Origin of the sequence: Streptomyces sp. WZ.A104 (assembly GCF_002382885.1) — a bacterium.
Lineage (GTDB): Bacteria > Actinomycetota > Actinomycetes > Streptomycetales > Streptomycetaceae > Streptomyces.
The window spans coordinates 1-17,047 of record NZ_NWVL01000044.1; the positions used below are offsets into that span (position 1 = coordinate 1).

The 17,047-nt window shown below is 70.3% G+C and carries 18 protein-coding genes; 10 read left to right on the plus strand and 8 right to left on the minus strand.

The window, feature by feature from the left end; translation table 11 throughout:
* Positions 1 to 287: 287 nt before the first annotated feature.
* Positions 288 to 1,634: a 6-phospho-beta-glucosidase gene (locus CIB93_RS22695; RefSeq protein ID WP_096629365.1), complete on the plus strand. Its 1,347-nt coding sequence runs from the start codon at positions 288 to 290 to the stop codon at positions 1,632 to 1,634.
* Between the two features lie 16 nt (positions 1,635 to 1,650).
* On the opposite strand, the gene CIB93_RS22700 is transcribed toward CIB93_RS22695, so the two are convergent.
* The gene (locus CIB93_RS22700; RefSeq protein WP_096629366.1) at positions 1,651 to 2,091 is read right to left on the minus strand and encodes a hypothetical protein; all 441 of its coding nucleotides are present in this window, start codon (positions 2,089 to 2,091) and stop codon (positions 1,651 to 1,653) included.
* Entirely contained in the window at positions 2,085 to 2,561 is a 477-nt protein-coding gene (locus CIB93_RS22705; RefSeq protein WP_096629368.1) for an ATP-binding protein, read from the minus strand. The genes CIB93_RS22700 and CIB93_RS22705 overlap by 7 nt, the downstream gene beginning before the upstream one ends.
* A 206-nt stretch (positions 2,562 to 2,767) precedes the next feature.
* Here CIB93_RS22705 and CIB93_RS22710 point away from each other — a divergent pair, with 206 nt between their 5' ends.
* From CIB93_RS22710 to CIB93_RS22725, 4 genes are all read left to right on the plus strand, one after another.
* Complete coding sequence (locus CIB93_RS22710) at positions 2,768 to 3,628, plus strand: helix-turn-helix transcriptional regulator (protein WP_096629370.1); 861 nt, start codon at positions 2,768 to 2,770, stop codon at positions 3,626 to 3,628.
* On the plus strand, positions 3,628 to 3,864 hold the full coding sequence (locus tag CIB93_RS22715; RefSeq protein WP_018955330.1) for a DUF397 domain-containing protein: 237 nt from the start codon (positions 3,628 to 3,630) through the stop codon (positions 3,862 to 3,864). The genes CIB93_RS22710 and CIB93_RS22715 overlap by 1 nt, the downstream gene beginning before the upstream one ends.
* A gap of 149 nt (positions 3,865 to 4,013) precedes the next feature.
* Positions 4,014 to 4,823: an SAM-dependent methyltransferase gene (locus CIB93_RS22720; protein ID WP_096629371.1), complete on the plus strand. Its 810-nt coding sequence runs from the start codon at positions 4,014 to 4,016 to the stop codon at positions 4,821 to 4,823.
* 76 nt (positions 4,824 to 4,899) lie between these two features.
* Complete coding sequence (locus CIB93_RS22725) at positions 4,900 to 5,331, plus strand: YchJ family protein (RefSeq protein WP_096629373.1); 432 nt, start codon at positions 4,900 to 4,902, stop codon at positions 5,329 to 5,331.
* A gap of 37 nt (positions 5,332 to 5,368) precedes the next feature.
* On the opposite strand, the gene CIB93_RS22730 is transcribed toward CIB93_RS22725, so the two are convergent.
* The 6 genes from CIB93_RS22730 to CIB93_RS22745 form a co-directional block, all read right to left on the minus strand.
* The gene (locus CIB93_RS22730) at positions 5,369 to 7,462 is read right to left on the minus strand and encodes an MDR family MFS transporter (protein ID WP_096629374.1); all 2,094 of its coding nucleotides are present in this window, start codon (positions 7,460 to 7,462) and stop codon (positions 5,369 to 5,371) included.
* A gap of 57 nt (positions 7,463 to 7,519) precedes the next feature.
* Positions 7,520 to 8,374 carry a hypothetical protein gene (locus tag CIB93_RS22735; RefSeq protein ID WP_096629376.1) on the minus strand — a complete coding sequence of 285 codons (855 nt, stop codon included), beginning with the start codon at positions 8,372 to 8,374 and terminating at the stop codon, positions 7,520 to 7,522.
* Positions 8,375 to 8,446: 72 nt separating this feature from the next.
* Positions 8,447 to 8,614: a hypothetical protein gene (locus CIB93_RS38050; RefSeq protein ID WP_179500208.1), complete on the minus strand. Its 168-nt coding sequence runs from the start codon at positions 8,612 to 8,614 to the stop codon at positions 8,447 to 8,449.
* 164 nt (positions 8,615 to 8,778) lie between these two features.
* The gene (locus tag CIB93_RS38055; RefSeq protein WP_179500209.1) at positions 8,779 to 8,931 is read right to left on the minus strand and encodes a hypothetical protein; all 153 of its coding nucleotides are present in this window, start codon (positions 8,929 to 8,931) and stop codon (positions 8,779 to 8,781) included.
* 69 nt (positions 8,932 to 9,000) lie between these two features.
* Positions 9,001 to 9,264 carry a hypothetical protein gene (locus tag CIB93_RS22740; protein ID WP_096629377.1) on the minus strand — a complete coding sequence of 88 codons (264 nt, stop codon included), beginning with the start codon at positions 9,262 to 9,264 and terminating at the stop codon, positions 9,001 to 9,003.
* Between the two features lie 201 nt (positions 9,265 to 9,465).
* Positions 9,466 to 10,680 carry a helix-turn-helix domain-containing protein gene (locus tag CIB93_RS22745; protein WP_096629379.1) on the minus strand — a complete coding sequence of 405 codons (1,215 nt, stop codon included), beginning with the start codon at positions 10,678 to 10,680 and terminating at the stop codon, positions 9,466 to 9,468.
* A gap of 603 nt (positions 10,681 to 11,283) precedes the next feature.
* Here CIB93_RS22745 and CIB93_RS22750 point away from each other — a divergent pair.
* The 5 genes from CIB93_RS22750 (at position 11,284) to CIB93_RS22770 (ending at position 17,046) form a co-directional block, all read left to right on the plus strand.
* The gene (locus CIB93_RS22750) at positions 11,284 to 12,216 is read left to right on the plus strand and encodes a hypothetical protein (RefSeq protein ID WP_096629380.1); all 933 of its coding nucleotides are present in this window, start codon (positions 11,284 to 11,286) and stop codon (positions 12,214 to 12,216) included.
* 171 nt (positions 12,217 to 12,387) lie between these two features.
* Complete coding sequence (locus tag CIB93_RS22755; protein WP_096629382.1) at positions 12,388 to 13,044, plus strand: hypothetical protein; 657 nt, start codon at positions 12,388 to 12,390, stop codon at positions 13,042 to 13,044.
* Between the two features lie 324 nt (positions 13,045 to 13,368).
* The gene (locus CIB93_RS22760; protein ID WP_096629384.1) at positions 13,369 to 14,877 is read left to right on the plus strand and encodes a DUF6801 domain-containing protein; all 1,509 of its coding nucleotides are present in this window, start codon (positions 13,369 to 13,371) and stop codon (positions 14,875 to 14,877) included.
* A 328-nt stretch (positions 14,878 to 15,205) separates the two neighbouring features.
* Complete coding sequence (locus CIB93_RS22765) at positions 15,206 to 16,192, plus strand: ABC transporter ATP-binding protein (RefSeq protein ID WP_096629385.1); 987 nt, start codon at positions 15,206 to 15,208, stop codon at positions 16,190 to 16,192.
* A complete protein-coding gene (locus CIB93_RS22770; RefSeq protein WP_096629387.1) occupies positions 16,189 to 17,046 on the plus strand; it encodes an ABC transporter permease in 858 nt (285 codons plus the stop codon). The genes CIB93_RS22765 and CIB93_RS22770 overlap by 4 nt, the downstream gene beginning before the upstream one ends.
* Position 17,047: the final 1 nt, after the last annotated feature.

Sequence of the window (17,047 nt, forward strand, 5' to 3'; positions counted from 1 at the left end):
CCGGCCCCGGCCGCCGGCGCCCCCGCCCCCGTGGCGACCGTCCCGGGCCAGCGCCGCCCCGCCGCGCCCGCGCGGCTCTGGCAGGCGGTCTCCCGCTGGTGGAACGGCTACTGAACCGCCGTTGACCACATCTGACGGCATCTGACCGCACCTGACTGCGTGTGGCCGCTTCCGGCAGCGGCTGCCCCGGACCACACCACGCCCATGGTCCGGGGCAGCCGCTGTCCTGCGCCGAGGGCGGGCGTGGCGGTGCCGCAGCGCCGGGCCTCCCCGTACCATCGAGCAGCGTGAAGCTGACGATTCTTGGCGGTGGCGGATTCCGGGTGCCTCTCGTGTACGGGGCCCTCCTCGGCGATCACGCCGAGGGCCGTGTCTCCCGCGTGACGCTGTACGACACCGACGCCGACCGGCTCACCGCCGTCGCCCGCGTCCTGGAGGAACAGGCGCGCGGCATCGCGGACGCCCCTGCCGTCGTCGCCACCGCGGAGTTGGACGAAGCCCTGCGCGGCGCCGACTTCGTCTTCTCCGCGATCCGGGTCGGCGGCCTCGCCGGGCGCGCCGCTGACGAACGGGTGGCCCTGGAGGAGGGGGTGCTCGGCCAGGAGACCGTCGGCGCCGGAGGCATCGCGTACGGGCTGCGCACCGTTCCCGTCGCCCTTGACCTCGCCCGGCGCATCGCCCGCCTCGCCCCGCACGCCTGGGTCATCAACTTCACCAACCCGGCGGGCCTCGTCACCGAAGCCATGTCCCGGCATCTGGGCGACCGTGTCATCGGAATCTGCGACTCACCGGTCGGGCTCGGGCGGCGCATCGCCCGCACCCTGGGAGCCGACCCGGAGCGCGCCTGGATCGACTACGCGGGCCTCAACCACCTCGGCTGGGTGCAGGGCCTGTACGTGGATGGGCGGGACGAACTGCCCCGGCTGCTCACCGATCCCGCGCTGCTCGAATCCTTCGAGGAGGGGCGGCTCTTCGGCGCCGACCTGCTCCGGTCCCTGGGCGCGATCCCCAACGAATACCTGCACTACTACTACTTTAACCGCGAAGCCGTCCGCGCCTACCAGGAGGCCGAACAGACCCGGGGCGCGTTCCTCCGCGACCAGCAGGAGGGCTTCTACGCCCGGATGCGGGAGCCCGGCACCCCGGCCCTGGTCACGTGGGAGCGCACCCGTGCCGAACGCGAGGCCACCTACATGGCGGAGAACCGCGAGGTGGCCGGGGCGGGGGAGCGGGAGGAGAGCGACCTGGAGTCCGGCGGCTACGAACAGGTCGCGCTCGCCCTGATGCGGGCCGTCGCCCGCAACGAACGCACTTCGCTGATCCTCAACGTGCGCAACCGCACCACGCTCGCGGCGCTGGACGCCGAAGCGGTCGTCGAGGTGCCCTGCCTCGTCGACGCCAACGGGGCCCACCCGGTGGCCGTGACGCCGCTCCCGTACCACGCCGTCGGGCTCGTCACCGCGGTGAAGGCCGTGGAACGCGCGGTGTTGGAGGCGGCGGAGAGCGGCTCCCGCGCGGCGGCCGTACGGGCCTTCGCCCTGCATCCGCTCGTCGACTCCGTCGCGGCGGCCCGGCGGCTGGTCGAGCGGTACACCGAGGTCCATCCGGAGCTCGCCCGCTTCGACGGGATCTAGCCCGTGTCCGGGCTGCTCAGGGCGCGGAGACAGCCGTGGGCGCGGTGGCCGCGGTCCAGCTCGGAGCCACCCCGGTCACCTGGCAGACCATCAGGAAGAGCGGGATCGGCGGGGTGTACGGGGTGAGCGCGTCCGGCGAGTGGATCAGCCGGGGCCGCCCGGCGGGGACATCGGCGCCCCGCGCGTAGGTCACCTGCTCGGGCCAGTCCAGGTCCAGGTCCGAGCCCGCCGGGACGATCCACCACCAGCGGTCGGCGTCCGCGAAGACGCAGCCGGTGCGCGGCAGATGCGACATCAGGCGGAAGCCGTGCCGCGCGGGAACGCCCACCGCGTCGCAGCCCAGGCTGGCCGACATCGAGGCGGGCAGCGCCAGCCGTACATGCCCGGTGCGGGCCTCCTCGGGAGCCGCCCGGTCCCGGTGCGTACCGCGCAGCCGGGACAGCGCGTTCCTCAGCATGGCCGCTCCGTGCCGCACGGTCGCTTGGTGCTGTGCGGCAGTTCCGCCCACACGATGCGACCGGAGGAGTCCCCGGCGTCGTGCGACCCCCAGGAACTACTCATCGCGTCGACGAGGAGCAGACCGCGGCCGTGCTCGTCGTCGGAGGAGCGGCGCAGCCGGGGACCGTCGAGCCGGTGTCCCTGGTCCTGCACGGCTATCCGCAGCCGTCTGCCGAGGCAGCGCAGCTCGCACACCACCCGGGCGCTCGTCGTGTGGACGACCGCGTTGGTGACCAGCTCGGAGACGATGAGAACGGCCGCGTCGTAGGCGTCGCCGGTCAGCTTCCAGGCGTCCAGCCGGGCCCGTGCCAGCTGCCGGGCCCCGGCCACCGACCCGGGGTGCGCGGGCAGCGCGAAGCAGTAACGGAGCGCCTCCGTCCCGGGACTGAGGTCCATGAGCCGGGGGATGAGCGCACTGCCAGGTGCCACGACCGATTCCTCACAGTGGGGGCTGCGTCACGCTTCGTTCCCCCGGATGCGGGAGCGGGCATGACCGAGCGAACTGGTTCGGAAGTCAACTCTCCCCCCGACGCGGACACTTGGCAAGGGGCACTCTGAATTTTTCAGAGTGACTGTGTCGTTGGGGGCGCACGCGTGGCACACTGCTCGCAAAACAGCGCATGGGGAGGTCTGAAGTGAGCGAACCGCGGTCCGCCCCGACCGTGGGCCAGGTCGTTCTCGGCAAGCGCCTGCAAGATCTGCGCGAGCGCGTCGGCCTGACCCGTGATCAGGCGGCGAAGGTGCTGCGTGTCGCCCCCGCGACGATCCGCCGGATGGAGACGGCCGAGGTCGGGCTGAAGATCCCCTACGTCCAGCTGCTGCTGAAGGCGTACGGTGTCGCCGACCCCGAGGCCGAGGCCTTCGTCGAGCTGGCCGAGGAGGCGAACAAGCCCGGCTGGTGGCAACGCTTCCACGACGTCCTGCCCGACTGGTTCAGCATGTACGTCAGTCTGGAGGGCGCCGCGAGCCTGCTGCGCATGTACGAGCCGCACTTCGTCCCCGGACTGCTCCAGACCGAGGACTACGCGCGCTCCGTGATGCGCACCGGGGCGGTCGGCCAGACCAGACCCGAGGACATCGAGCGCCATGTGGCGCTGCGCATGGAACGGCAGTCCCTGCTGGTCAAGGACGAGGCGCCCAAGTTGTGGGTGATCATGGACGAGACCGTCCTGCGGCGTCCCGTCGGCAGCCCCGAGGCGATGCGCGGACAGGCCGACAAGCTGCTCGAAGCCACCGAGCTGCCCCATGTCACCTTGCAGATCGCGGAGTTCGCGACCGGCCATCACCCTGGGACGTACGGGCCGTTCGTCCTCTTCCGGTTCGCCGTGCCCGAACTCCCCGACATGGTCTACAGCGAGTACCTGACCGGGGCGGTCTACTTCGACGCCCGTCCCGAGGTGGCCTCCTACCTGGAGGTCATGGACCGCATGGCGGCGCAGGCCGCAACCGTACAACGCACGAAGGAAATCCTTTGGGACTTCCGCAAGGAGCTGTGATGAACCACATATACAACGGCATGCCGGCCGGTGATCTCGGCTCCGAAGGCTGGTACAAGCCGTGGAGCGGCGGCAACGGCGGTAACTGCGTCGAGGCCATGAAGCTGGCGGACGGCCGGGTCGCGGTGCGTCAGTCCGCCGACCCGGACGGTCCAGCCCTCATCTACTCCAACGGCGAGATCGCCGCGTTCATCCAGGGCGCCAAGGCGGGCCAGGCGGATTTCCTTCTCACCTGAGGCCCTCGCCGCATATCCTGTCCGGGCCCCGAAGGACCCGGCCTGACAGGGCACTTGGGCACGACCCAGCAGAGTTGTTCGTCAGCCCTCCCGATCCTTCTGATCTTCCTGATCGTCGACGTACGGACCCCCAACCCACGGAGCGAGCCATGGCCGGGCAAGAACCCCACTCCATCGAGATCGACACCAGCAAGCCGCATCCGGCCCGGATGTACGACTGGTTCCTCGGCGGCAAGGACAATTACCCGGTCGACGAGGACATGGCGCGCCAGCTCCTCAAGCTGGACGCGCGCGGCCGCGACATGGCGCGGGTGAACCGGGCGTTCATGCACCGGGCCACCCGCTGGCTCGCCGAGAACGGGGTGCGCCAGTTCCTGGACATCGGCACAGGCATTCCCACCGAGCCGAATCTCCACCAGATCGCCCAGCGGACCGCCCCCGACGCCCGCATCGTCTACTGCGACAACGACCCGATCGTCCTCGCCCACGCGGCGGCCCTGCTGCGCTCCACCCCCGAGGGCGCCACCGAGTACATACAGGCCGATGCCCGCAAGCCCGAGAGCATCCTGGCCGAGGCGGGCAGGATCCTGGACTTCGACCAGCCGATCGCCCTGTCCCTGCTGGCCCTGCTGCACTTCATTGACGACGAGGACGGCGCGGGCGACCTGGTCGACAAGCTCGTCGAGCAGCTTCCCTCCGGCAGCTATCTGGTGCTCTCGCACACCACCGGTGACTTCAACCCGGAGGGCGCGGCGCAGGCACGCGCCATGTACAAGGAGCGCGGGATGACCCTGCGCCCCCGTTCGCGCGCCGAGCTCACCGCGTTCTTCGACGGCCTCGAACTGGTCGAGCCCGGAGTCTCGCTCTCCGCCGACTGGCACCCCGAGCTGGGCGAGGTCATCGACGTCCTCGGCGACGACCCGATTCCGGGCTACGCGGGCGTAGCGCGCAAGGTCTGAGTGCTCCGCCCCGCCCCGCGCGACGTACGCGGGGCGGGGCGGAGCGTGTCACGGGCGCCCGCGTCACAATGGACCCATGTCACGACGCACCTCCCGGCCCCGGGTCGCCGCCCCGCGGATCACGCCCGCGGCCCCCTGCCCCTGCGGCCTGCCCACGACGTACGGGGACTGCTGCGGCCGCTTCCACTCCGGCACCGCCGCCGCTCCGACCTGCGAGGCCCTGATGCGCTCCCGGTACGCGGCCTTCGTCGTCCAGGACGCGGCGTACCTGCTGCGCACCTGGCACCCGGAGACCCGGCCGCCCGCCGTGGACTTCGACCCCGCGCTGCGCTGGACGGGGCTGGAGATCCTGGACACCACCGAGGGCAGCGCCTTCCACACCACCGGGACGGTCACCTTCCGCGCCCACTACACCGACGACGGTCGCCCCGACTCCCTCCACGAGAAGAGCCGCTTCACCCGCCACGAGGGCGCCTGGGTCTACGCGACGGCGGTCTTCGTCGACTGATTCGGCCCGCGCGGTCGGCCCTGTTCACCCGGCAGTCTCAGGCCGGGGCCCCCACCCGCGTCGAGCCGCCGGGGTTCGGCGCCGGGGACAGCTCCTGGGCCAGGTCCTCCGCCAGCAGGCGCTTGGCGATCATGTCCACCGTGGCCCGGAGCTGACGGTCGTCCGGGCGGGCACCGTCCTCCGCCAGGCGCTCGTTGAGCCAGCGGCCCCAGGCGTCGGAGATCACCGCCGCCTCGCGCCGGCCCGCCGCCGTGTGCGAGAAGAGCCGCCCGTCCCCCGTCAGATAGCCCTCCTCGATCATCCGGTCGAAGACGGGCACCAGGACCTCCGGCGGGATGCGGTGCCGGGCCGCGATCAGCCCGAGGCCCGCGTGGCCGACCATCCGGGTGAACAGGTCCACCTGCATCACCGCCCAGGCCCCCGCCATGTCGAGGCGGGTGTCGGATCCGGCGACGATCCGGCGCGCCGTCTCCGGAGCGGCGCCGTGCAGGATCTTGGCCACCGAGATCTCAAGAAGCATCTCCGAGTCGCCGCTGCCGGGCTGGGCGAAGCCCTCGCCCATGTCCGTCGAGGAGAGCCGCGCCGAGTCCCGCAGCTTCACCTCCTTGAGGAACAGCGCGACGACAAAGCCGATCAGCGCCACGGGGACCGTCCACAGGAACACCGTGTGCAGCGTCTGCGCGTACGCCTGCGCCAGCGGCTCCGCCTGGGCGGCGGGCAGCGCGTGCAGCGCCTGCGGGCTCTGCGAGGCGCCGATCAGCGCCGCCGGGTCGCCGCCCGCCGCGACCGCCTGCGCGACCCCGTCGGCGAGATTGGGCTTGAGCGCGTTGACGTAGATCGTGCCGAACACCGCCGTGCCGAAGGCGCTGCCGAGCGTACGGAAGAACGTCACGCCCGAGGTCGCCGTACCCAGGTCCGCGTAGTCGACGGTGTTCTGCACGGCGATCGTCAGCACCTGCATGGCCAGCCCGATGCCGAGTCCCAGGATCACCATGTACAGCGACTCCAGCCACACCCCGCTCTCCGGCCCCATCCGGGAGAGGAGGAACAGCCCGGCCGCCATGACCAGCGTGCCGACGATGGGGAAGAGGCGGTAGCGGCCGGTCTTGCTCACCACATTGCCACTGAAGATCGAGGCGACCAGCAGACCGACGACCAGCGGCAGGGTCCGCACGCCCGAGAGCGTCGCCGAGTCCCCGTCCACGTACTGGAGGTAGGTCGGCAGGAAGATCATCGAGCCGAGCATCGCGAAGCCCACGATGAAGCTGAGGATCGAGCAGACCGTGAACACCGGGTTCCGGAACAGCCGCATCGGCAGCATCGGTTCCTTGGCCCGCCGCTCCACCAGGCAGAAGAGGGTCAGGGCGATCAGCCCGCCGATGAAGAGGCCGATGATGACGGACGAGCCCCAGGCGTACTCGTTGCCGCCCCAGCTCGTCGCCAGGATCAGCGCGCTCGCCCCGACGGCGACCAGCGCGATACCGGCGTAGTCGATGACCGGCCGTCCCGCCGCCTTCAGCGACGGAATGTTCCGGGCGGCCGCGATCACCACCACGATGGCGATCGGTACGTTGACGTAGAACGCCCACCGCCAGGTCAGATGGTCGGTGAACAGCCCGCCGAGCAGCGGTCCGATCACCGTCGAGATGCCGAAGACCGCACCGATCGCACCCTGGTACTTGCCCCGTTCGCGCAGCGGGATCACATCCGCGATCAGCGCCATCGACGTGACCATGAGCCCGCCCGCGCCGACGCCCTGCATACCGCGCCAGATGATCAGCAGCAGCATGTCCGAGGCGAGACCGCACAGGAACGATCCGGTGATGAAGATGATCGCGGAGATCTGGAAGATCAGCTTCCGCCCGAACAGGTCGCCGAACTTGCCGACCAGCACGGTCGCCACCGTCTCCGCCAGCAGATACGCCGTGACCACCCACGACATGTGCTCGGCGCCGCCCAGCTCCGAGACGATCGTGGGAAGGGCCGTGCCGACGATCGTCTGGTCCAGGGCCGCCAGCAGCATGCCGAGCACGATCGTGGTGAAGATGATGTTCCGGCGCCGCCGGTCGAGGACGGGCGGCGGCGCGGCGGCACTCTGCGCGGCGGGGGCTTGCTCGCTGGCAGTGGTCACGTCTGCACCCTCACACCGGCCCCCGCCGCCCGCATGCGGGGACAGTCCGGACGGGGGTCAGCCGGTCAGCGAGAGGACCGACTCCGTCAGCCGCGCCATGAACGCCTCCCGGACGTCCTCGCCCACGCGGTCGAGCGACAGATACGGATTCAGGTCCTCCAGTTCCACGAGGAGCAGAGCACGCTCCGCCGTACGGCAGGCGTCGACCCGCTGGATGCCGTGCGTAAGGGTGTTCCAGTCGATGAAGCGCCGGGCGAACGCAAGATCCTCGGCGCTCGCCGCGTACGGCTCCAGCACCCATCGCCGATCCGGGTCCGGCGCGTACAGCGCGTACTGGAAGTCGTGGTCGACGAAGTAGAAGGACACCTCGTAGCGGAAGGCGATCCTCGGCTGGACGAGGAGGGAGCCCTCGGCCGCCTCCGCCAGCTCGGCGCGGACCGCGTCCCCCGGGACGAACCGCAGCCCGACCGAGTCCGCGCCCAGCTTCGGCTTGACCACGTACTCCGTGACCTCCGGCAGCGACGCCAGATCCGCCTCCCGGTCCACCGTGGGAATCACCGGGAACCCGGCCCGGCTCAGCTCCACCAGGTACTCCTTGCCCGCCATGTCGCCGCGACCGCCCAGCGGGTTGTAGACCGGCACGCGCAGCTCCAGGGCCCGCGCGCGGAACGCGTCGTACGCCTCCTGATAGTGCAGCACGGGCCCGCTGTTGCGTACGAGGGCGATGTCGAAACGTTCCAGCAGCGCGGCCGCGTCCCGGGGATGGCACAGGGCCACGTCGAACGCCCCGCGCAGCCGGGAGGCCAGGAAGATGTCCTCGTCGCAGTAGCGCCGCCCCCGTGCCTCGTACGCGAGATCGGTGACGAGGAGCAGAGAGGGGCGGCGGGAGCCTGCGGGGGAGGCGGCGGTCATGGGATCTCCCGGAAGTGGGGACGTGTACGTGCCGTCACTATCCCCGATGGCCCGGCCGGCCCGGCCGCAGGGTCAGCGGGCTCCGCCCCGGACCGCCGCCACCCACTCGACCAGCAGCCGCTCGTACTCCCGGCGGCCCTCCGGCGACACCATGGCGCCGTCCGCCACCAGGGCACGGATCTCCGCGTTCAGGACAACCATCGGACGGGCAGGGTCCAGCTCGGTCGAAGTGGAGGTCATGTGACGAGGCTAGCGCTACGACGGCGGGGCGACGTCCGCGTCATCGCGGGCGGCACACCCCGAACGCCCCGCCCGGCGAAGCCCGACGCCCCCGCCGGGCCGTGTCGTGAAGAGGCTTCACGCCGTCGTCACGCATCGGCCTGGCCCCGCCGGGCAGGCGGCCGTCACCGCACGTCGGGGGCCGGGGGAGCACGGAATCGCCGCGCCGGTACGTGCTGGTCGACCCGATCGGCGGCGCCCCCGGCCGGGCTGCCGGAAGCCGCCGCCCACTCCTTCGCCCCGGCCGGTCCGTACGCGTCCGGGGCGATGAGAATCACATGTGCGGACCGTCACGAACCGTGCGTGCGGCCGGTCCGAACGCCTCGTCACATGCGAGGGCGAGCCGGTCAGAAGGGGGAGCCCGGCAGCACCGCCAGCCGGGGGTGATGTGCGGCCAGCACCTTGTTGGCGCGGGCCAGGTCCGCCAGGGCCTGCTCGCGGTCGGCCTGGTCCTCGACGCCGAGCAGCGGACCTCGGAAGCGGCGGACCTCGCGGGCCGCGCGGTCCGCGTCGAACTCCGCCTGGAGGATGTGCGGCGGAATGCACGAACCGATCAGCGCGGCGACCCGGTCCGGGATCGGCACGGGGACGAGGAGGTGCGAGGCGGTCATGAAGCGTTCCCTCTCGGATGGTCGGCCAGGAGGCGGTGCACGGGACCCGCCGCCGGATGAGCGGCAGGCTCCTCCTTGTGTACGGGACGCGGTTCCGGGTTTCTCGTCGGATACGTCTCCGTGTCGCAACCGTTTGGGACTGACCGTCTATTTCCCCTTACGCGCGGGTAAGTTGACCCGCCGCGGCGGACGTGATCCGGATCAGGGGGATGTGCCGTCGGTGCGAGAGCGCAGCCGCAGCGCGCGCAGCACCGCCTCGGTGGCGAAGCGGCTCTCCGGATCGACTAGTTGGTCACCGAAGATGGACTCCAGATTGCGCATGCGGTAGCGCACCGTCTGCGGGTGGACATCGAGCAGCGCACCCATCTGCGCCGCCGTCCCCCGGGTGTCGAGCCAGATCCGCAGCGTCTCGACCAGCCGTTCGCGACGGCCCGCGCTGATCCCCGCAACGGCGGCCAGCTCCCGCTGGGCGAGCTGGTCGAGCAGGGCGGGATCGGAGAGCAGCCACAGGGTGATGAGGTGGTCCTCGCAGTGGATCAGCGGAGCGTCGTCGATCACCCCGGAGTCGACGAGCTCCAGCACCCTGCGGGCCCACCGGACCGACTCGCAGGCCAGCACGGTGGGAACGGTCAGTCCGACCGCCGCGCGGGACGCCGGAAGGGCCTGCTCCAGCATGGATCTTCGGGACTCGTCCAGCGCCCCCGGAATCAGTAAGTGCGGCTGCGGGGCGCTGAGATCGACGAGCACATCACGGTCCGCGCTCAGCCGGTCCAGCTCCGCCGGGGCGCGGACGGCGATCAGGGTGACCTCGTCGGGGAGCGTCCAGCCGGTCTGCTCGCACAGGTCGGCGATGGCGCTGCGGGGGGCCGGGCGCCCGGCGAGGATCAGGTGGAGGAGGCGGCGGCGCAGCGCCTCGCTGTGCTCGCCCGACTGGGACTGCACCTCCAGGAAGCCTTCCCGGGAAAGTGCCTCCAGTTCGTCGACGTAGGCGAAGAGCGCGTCGGCGAAGCTCAGCATCAGACTGGGCGACAGGTGGTAGCTCTGCCCGACCTTCTTGGCCCGCCGCAGCGCCACCCGCGCGCCCAGCCGGTACGCCCCCTGGAGGGTGTCCATGCTCCGGCCCTCGTACGCCTCGAACCGCCCGAAGCGGCGGCACATGTCGTCCCGGAGCGTGGTGGGGGAGGAGGGTTCGGCGACCAGGTCGACGAAGGAGGACAGGCTCTGCTCCACACCCACCCGGATGGCCTGGCCGTTCGGTCCGTCGAGCAGCCGGGCGTATTCCGGACAGGCCCGGGTCACCTCGACACCGATTTCCTTGATGAGGCTGGGCAGTTCGGGTCGCATGATCGCGGCGAATTCCTGCGGGAGTGGCCCCAGCGGGTCTCCGGTATCCAGTGGCTGGATGAGATGTGGCATGTCAAGTCCCCTTTCTCTCGGCGCCCGGTGGTGGGGTGAGACGGTGGGGGAAAGCGCTCCCACGAACCGACAGGTGCGTACCAAGTCCGCGACGAAGATAGACCAAGGAACTGGGGCTGCACACCACTTGGACAAGATCGAAGTGCAGGGGGCACACATCTCGGCCGCAGTGTGGGACTTCCGTGCAGGTCGGCCGTACCGCGTGCTATCGGGCGCCGGATTTCGGCCGCCTGGCTGATTCGCCCGCGCTCTGCCGGGGTTCGGCGCGACCGGCCTCCCGGGTGCCGACGTCCGGGGCCCGGCGTACGCGCGGTGTACGGGTCCCGCCGGCCGGAGCCGTATTTCCCCGCCCTGCGATGCGCATTCCTTGATAAGGGGATGAAGGTCTGTTACTCATTTCCGGATCAAAAATAGCGTCGTGCAAAAGATCTTAGTGAGACGGATTGTGTCGCCCTGTTTCCCGCGAGTAACATCACACCTCGGTCAATTCGGTCACGAAATCTGCCCGAAATTTGACGCCCCGTTCCTCCGCTGCCGGTTCGATCCGAGGCCGGTCAACTTCGTGTACGAGGCCGCACCACGGCGGCCGACAGAGGGGACCACATGAGATCCGTTTCCAGGCGAACCCGCACAGGAGCGCTCGCGGCATTCACGGCCTTGAGCGCTCTGCTCTCCACCGGCTCGGCCACCGCGGCCACGCAGCTCAACGGGGACTGGGCGCCCTTCGACCGCTGCCCGGTCGACGCGCCCGCCATGCTGGCCGCGGACGGCATCGACGCCATCGCCACCTGTATCGCCTCCGGTTCCGTCACGGGATCGATCACGCTGGGCAAGAGCCATGTGACCACCGGTACCACCGATCTGCAGCTCGGCGTCATCCAGCGCAGCGACGGCACCACCTCACTGGTGGCCCCGCCGGAAGGGGCGCTCACCGCCGATCCGGCCGAGATTCCGGGCGGACTGCTCGGGCTGATGTGCCCCAGCGGAATTCCCCTCGTCTCCGTGATCTGCCGTCAGCTCACGGACAACGATCTCAATCGCGTGACGGCCACCATCGAACCGGCCGGAGCGCCCCGCGACTTCAATATGAGCGCCGCGTTCTCCACCGGTGAGCCCATTCTCACCATCCCGGTCCGCATCCACCTCAAGAATCCGTTCCTGGGTGACAAGTGCTACATCGGGACCACTGCCGATCCGGTGCTTCTGAAGCCGCAGAACCTCAACGCCCCGAGCATCTCGCTCCAGCGATTCGCGGCGGACGGCACCCGGGACGACGCGGGCGAAATGGGGCGCTACACCTTCGCCGGTGCCGACCAGGGCGACGCCGACTTCGCCGTACCGGGGGCAAGCGGTTGCGGGGCGGGACTCCTGGACTGGGCGGTGAACCTCAAGACCGGTCTCCCGTCCGCCGCCGGGAAGAACAGCGTGACGCTCGACGACACCTCGACGTACTTCGGCAGCCCCTACGACCCCGCCGGCCTCGCGCCGAACGAGGGCCGAAAGCTGTCGGAATTCTGGCACTCCGCACGGCAGTAGGCCGCGCACCCCGATACGAGGAGGTGATCCGAGAACCCTCTCCCCAGAGCTGTCCCAGAGCCCCCAGAGCCCGACCCCAGAACCCCCCACGTGCGTGCAAGCCCTTCTCCGGTCACCACTCCAGTCATCCTCAGCCGCATCCCCAATGGGACGAGAAAAGGGAGTATCCCCATGTTCAAGCGAACCGGTGTCCTCACCGCGATCGGTGCCGCCGCGGCATCCGTCGTCCTGGCCGCCCCCTCGGCCGTCGCCGCGCCGACCAGCTGGACGATCACGCCGACCGGCGACTTCACCGGCAGCGCCGGTGTGACCGTCCTGACCGACAACAACGGCAACAAGATCCAGTGCGCCACCTCCGCAGCCTCGGGCTCGGCCCCGGCCTCCCCGGTCGCCGGAAGCCCGGCCCAGCTCGCGTCCATCTCGGCGATCTCGTTCAACTCGCCCTGCACCGGACCGTTCAGCTCGACGTGGACGGTGGCCACCACGCCCCCCTGGCAGATCTGGGGCCTGGACTACACGGCGGGTGCGGGCACCAACTCCACCGGCCAGACGACCGGTGAGATCAGAGCGATCAAGGCGAAGGTGACCGGAAGCAGCATCCTCGGCCCCTGCGCCTTCGACGTCACCGGCAAGGTCGCCGCCAAGTACAACAACCCGAGCGCCGGCGGCAGCAACGGCACACTGAACACGACGGGCGGCGGACTCACCCTGAGCATCACCAACAAGGTCGGCGGTGGCTGCGGAATCGTCGGCACCACCGCCAGCTTCGCGGGCCTGTACACCATCGTGAACACGGCCTCGGGTCAGTCCCCGGTCATCAGCGGCTGACCCGCCGCCGGTGACGATCCGCAGCTGAACGCGGTGCCCGGCCGGTCTGGCGACGGCCGGGCACCGTACGCGTCGACCGCGCCGAAGAAAGCTTTTCACGCACCTGCGGACAAGGCCGCGGCGGTGGATTGTCATCGGTTGCCAAAGTCCGCGGGCCGCAGATCCGTTCGCGAACGCGGCACTTCCCACGCGGCCGTCGGCTTGCGTACCGTACCGATCGGTTCGATGCCCGCCCCCAGCGCCGTTGCCGAGCGGCCGGGCAGGGGAACCGCTTTCCGCAGCCATCCCGTCCAGGGCACACGCGCGCCGGAAGGACACCTCCGTATGACCGTCGATGTACGCGCCGCGTCGAGACGACCGATCCACTGGGCCGTCGGCGGGACACTCCTCGTTGCCACCGCGCTCATTCCGGGGGCCGAATCGGCGGCGGCCGAACAGACGTCACAGGCCGCCCTCCGCTACGCCTGCGCCTTTCCCTCCGGGCCCGAGGAGGTGGCTGTCGTCGTCTCGGCGGTGCTTCCGACCTCGGTCCGCACCGGCGAGGAGATCCGGCCCGACGAGGTCTCCGTCGAAGTGGATCTGGAGCGGAGCGCGCTCGCCCGTTTCACCGGCCTGGAGGCGACCACCCTGTCGGCCGTCGCCCGCCTCACCGTCCGCAACACCGTCGGCGACCGGTCCGCCGACGCCTCCTGGCAGGATCTGACCGCGCCTCCGGTCGTCCTCCCCGACGAGGGCGGGGTGACCCTGACCGCGACCGGTGACGTCCCGACGGTCTCCTTCGGCACCGCCGGCCGCGCCACCCTGGCGCCCGCCACGCTCGCCCTGTCACTGTCCTCGTTCACGGACGGGGGGACGGACGGGGACGGGGCCGAGCCGACCACGCCCCCGGGGCTCGACGTCGTATGCGAACCCGCACCGGGCGAGGAGCCCGTTCTGGCCACGGTCACGGTCCGCGGGGACACCGACCCGACCGCCCCGGCACCGACCCCCGGCGAGAGCGACACCGACCCGCTTCCGGCACCCAGCCCCCCGGCCGGCGGACTGCCGCCCGACGCACGGGAGAAGATCGACGTCCTCACCGAGCAACGGCGCGAAGCCGTTGCCGACGAGGACCCCGGAAGCTGTCCGATCGAGATCCCGCCCGAGTGGGTGATGACCACCGCTGAGACGTACGCGGCCGGATACGCCAACGCCGCGAAGCTGGACGGGGCCGCTGCGCTGGGGCCCGCGTTCATGAAGGTGGTGCTGAACAAGCGCTACATCAACGACTCCTGCGCCTCCACCGTCGACGTCACGTCCGAGGTGGACTTCGACTACGAGGGACGACGCCAACTCCCGCCGACGAAGGCCACGTTCCTCAGCTTCGGATTCATGCCGACGACCGCGACCATGACGCTGGAACAGGTGGGCCCCCCGGCCGCGATCCACACCCACACGGTCACCAACACGCCGACCTATCCCGAGGAGACGACGGTCACCGCCCAGCTCTCCCTGCGGCTCTCCGACGTCGAGGTGAACGGGGTACCGCTGGACGTCGGGCCCGACTGCCGCACGGAACGGCCCTTCGAGCAGGTGCTGCGGGGGTACGGCCAGAGCTATCCGCGAGCGGGCTATCTGGTGGCGTACGGCGGAAGCCTGACCGGGTACGCGCACATTCCGCCGTTCAAGGGGTGCGGAGTCGGCGAGGACCTCGACCCGGTCTTCACGGCGGCCATCTCCAGCGTGGGCGGGAAGGCCGACAACTACACCAAGATGACGCAGGCACCCCTGTGCGTCGCGACGAACCCGGAGGGCCCGGACTGCCCGCCGAGGGTGCCGGAGCCCGAGCGGTAGACGGCACGGCGCACCCGCACTGCCCCGAACCCGAACAGGAAAAGGGCCCTTGCGCTCCCACGGGACCGGAAGGGCCATTTTCCTACTCCCGTGCACCCGTTGTCCGGCGCGGAAGTTCCTCACCAACCGACAGGTTTGATACGGCAATTACTCACTCGGTAACAAGTCGCAGCGTGCCGATAATTCTCGTCGAGGAAAATCCGTACCCAGTATTGCGCGGTCTGGTTACCGGACCGTAGCGTCCCTGGCGTGCCGGTACGAAGCGCTTTCCCGCCGTGCCGGAGCGTCGGCGGCGACCCCGTTCACCACCACTTTCGAGGGAGGCCCGATGGGAATCGAGGTAGTCGTCGAGGGCCTGACGAAGTCCTTCGGCAAGCAGAACATCTGGCAGGACGTCAGCCTCACCCTGCCCGCCGGTGAAGTGAGCGTCATGCTCGGTCCCTCCGGCACCGGAAAGACCGTCTTCCTGAAATCCGTCATCGGGCTGCTGAAGCCCGAACAGGGGCGCGTCCTCATCAATGGCGTTGACATGGTGAACAGCCCGGAACGCGACGTCATGGAGACGCGGAAACTCTTCGGCCTCATGTTCCAGGACGGTGCGCTCTTCGGTTCGATGTCGCTCTTCGACAACATCGCCTTCCCGCTGCGCGAGCACACCCGCAAGAAGGAATCCGAGATCCGCCGCATCGTCATGGAGCGCATCGACATCGTCGGGCTGCTCGGCGCCGAGGGAAAGCTGCCGGGCGAGATATCCGGCGGCATGCGCAAGCGCGCGGGACTCGCCCGCGCCCTGGTTCTGGACCCGCAGATCATCCTCTGCGACGAACCGGACTCCGGCCTCGACCCGGTCCGTACCGCCTACCTCTCGCAGCTCCTCATCGACCTCAACGCACAGATCGACGCCACGATGCTCATCGTCACCCACAACCTCGACATCGCGGCGACCGTCCCCGACAACATGGGCATGCTGTTCTGCCGCGACCTCGTCACCTTCGGGCCGCGCGAGGTGCTGCTCACCAGCGACACCCCGGTCGTCTCGCAGTTCCTCGCCGGACGCCGCGAAGGGCCCATCGGCATGTCCGAGGAGAAGGACGCCGCCACCCTCGCCGCCGAGCGACGGCACGACACCGTCGTCCTGCCCACCGGGCCCCGCACCGTCGTCCCGCAGCTGGAACCCTCGCCCGGGATGCCCGTACGCCAGGGGGCGCTGCGCCGCCGCGAGCGCGTCATGTCGATGATGGGCCAGCTGCCGGAGGCCGCCCGTACGGCGATCCTCAACAGCTACGCCCCGGCTGCGGGAGGTGCGCGCGCGTGACCGCCCCGATGCCGGTGCGGCCGCCCGAGCCGCCCGAGAGACCCCCGCCGTCCCCCTCCGGGAAGGCCCCCGAGCAGCGTCGCCCGTCCCGGCTGCTCGCCCCGCTACGGGAGACCGGCAAGCTGTTCGCGCTCGCCGTCGCGGTGGGCCGGGCCATCTTCCGCAGACCGTTCCAAGTGCGGGAGTTCATCGAGCAGTTCTGGTTCGTCGCCAGCGTCACGATCCTGCCGGCCGCCCTCGTCTCCATCCCGTTCGGCGCGGTCATCGCCCTCCAGGTCGGCTCGCTCACCCAGCAGCTCGGAGCCCAGTCCTTCACCGGCGGCGCCAGCGTCCTCGCCGTGATCCAGCAGGCCAGCCCGATCATCGTGGCACTGCTCATCTCCGGGGCCGCCGGGTCCGCGATCTGCGCCGACCTCGGCTCCCGCAAGATCCGCGAGGAGCTCGACGCGATGGAGGTCATGGGCGTCTCGCCCATCCAGCGCCTCGTCGTGCCCCGGGTGCTGGCCACCATGCTCGTCGCCGTCCTGCTCAACGGGCTGATCTCCGTCGTCGGCACGCTCGGCGGCTACTTCTTCAACGTGATCATGCAGAACGGCACCCCGGGCGCGTACCTCGCGAGCTTCTCCGCCCTGGCCCAGCTGCCCGACCTCTACATCAGCGAGTTCAAGGCCCTGATCTTCGGCTTCATCGCGGGCATCGTCGCGGCCCACCGCGGCCTCAACCCGCGCGGCGGCCCCAAGGGCGTCGGCGACGCGGTCAACCAGTCCGTAGTCATCACCTTCATGCTGCTGTTCTTCGTGAACATGGTCCTCACGGCGATCTACCTCCAGATCGTCCCCGCGAAGGGAAGCTGAG

What these genes read in the sequence shown, in the direction of transcription:
- CIB93_RS22750 (WP_096629380.1), top strand. Translation starts at nt 11,284, where the DNA reads ATGAGATCCGTTTCCAGGCGAACCCGCACAGGAGCGCTCGCGGCATTC.
- CIB93_RS22700 (WP_096629366.1), bottom strand. Translation starts at nt 2,091, where the DNA reads ATGCTGAGGAACGCGCTGTCCCGGCTGCGCGGTACGCACCGGGACCGG.
- CIB93_RS22755 (WP_096629382.1), top strand. Translation starts at nt 12,388, where the DNA reads ATGTTCAAGCGAACCGGTGTCCTCACCGCGATCGGTGCCGCCGCGGCA.
- CIB93_RS22765 (WP_096629385.1), top strand. Translation starts at nt 15,206, where the DNA reads ATGGGAATCGAGGTAGTCGTCGAGGGCCTGACGAAGTCCTTCGGCAAG.
- CIB93_RS22745 (WP_096629379.1), bottom strand. Translation starts at nt 10,680, where the DNA reads ATGCCACATCTCATCCAGCCACTGGATACCGGAGACCCGCTGGGGCCA.
- CIB93_RS22725 (WP_096629373.1), top strand. Translation starts at nt 4,900, where the DNA reads ATGTCACGACGCACCTCCCGGCCCCGGGTCGCCGCCCCGCGGATCACG.
- CIB93_RS22720 (WP_096629371.1), top strand. Translation starts at nt 4,014, where the DNA reads ATGGCCGGGCAAGAACCCCACTCCATCGAGATCGACACCAGCAAGCCG.
- CIB93_RS22740 (WP_096629377.1), bottom strand. Translation starts at nt 9,264, where the DNA reads ATGACCGCCTCGCACCTCCTCGTCCCCGTGCCGATCCCGGACCGGGTC.
- CIB93_RS22760 (WP_096629384.1), top strand. Translation starts at nt 13,369, where the DNA reads ATGACCGTCGATGTACGCGCCGCGTCGAGACGACCGATCCACTGGGCC.
- CIB93_RS22735 (WP_096629376.1), bottom strand. Translation starts at nt 8,374, where the DNA reads ATGACCGCCGCCTCCCCCGCAGGCTCCCGCCGCCCCTCTCTGCTCCTC.
- CIB93_RS38050 (WP_179500208.1), bottom strand. Translation starts at nt 8,614, where the DNA reads ATGACCTCCACTTCGACCGAGCTGGACCCTGCCCGTCCGATGGTTGTC.
- CIB93_RS22715 (WP_018955330.1), top strand. Translation starts at nt 3,628, where the DNA reads ATGAACCACATATACAACGGCATGCCGGCCGGTGATCTCGGCTCCGAA.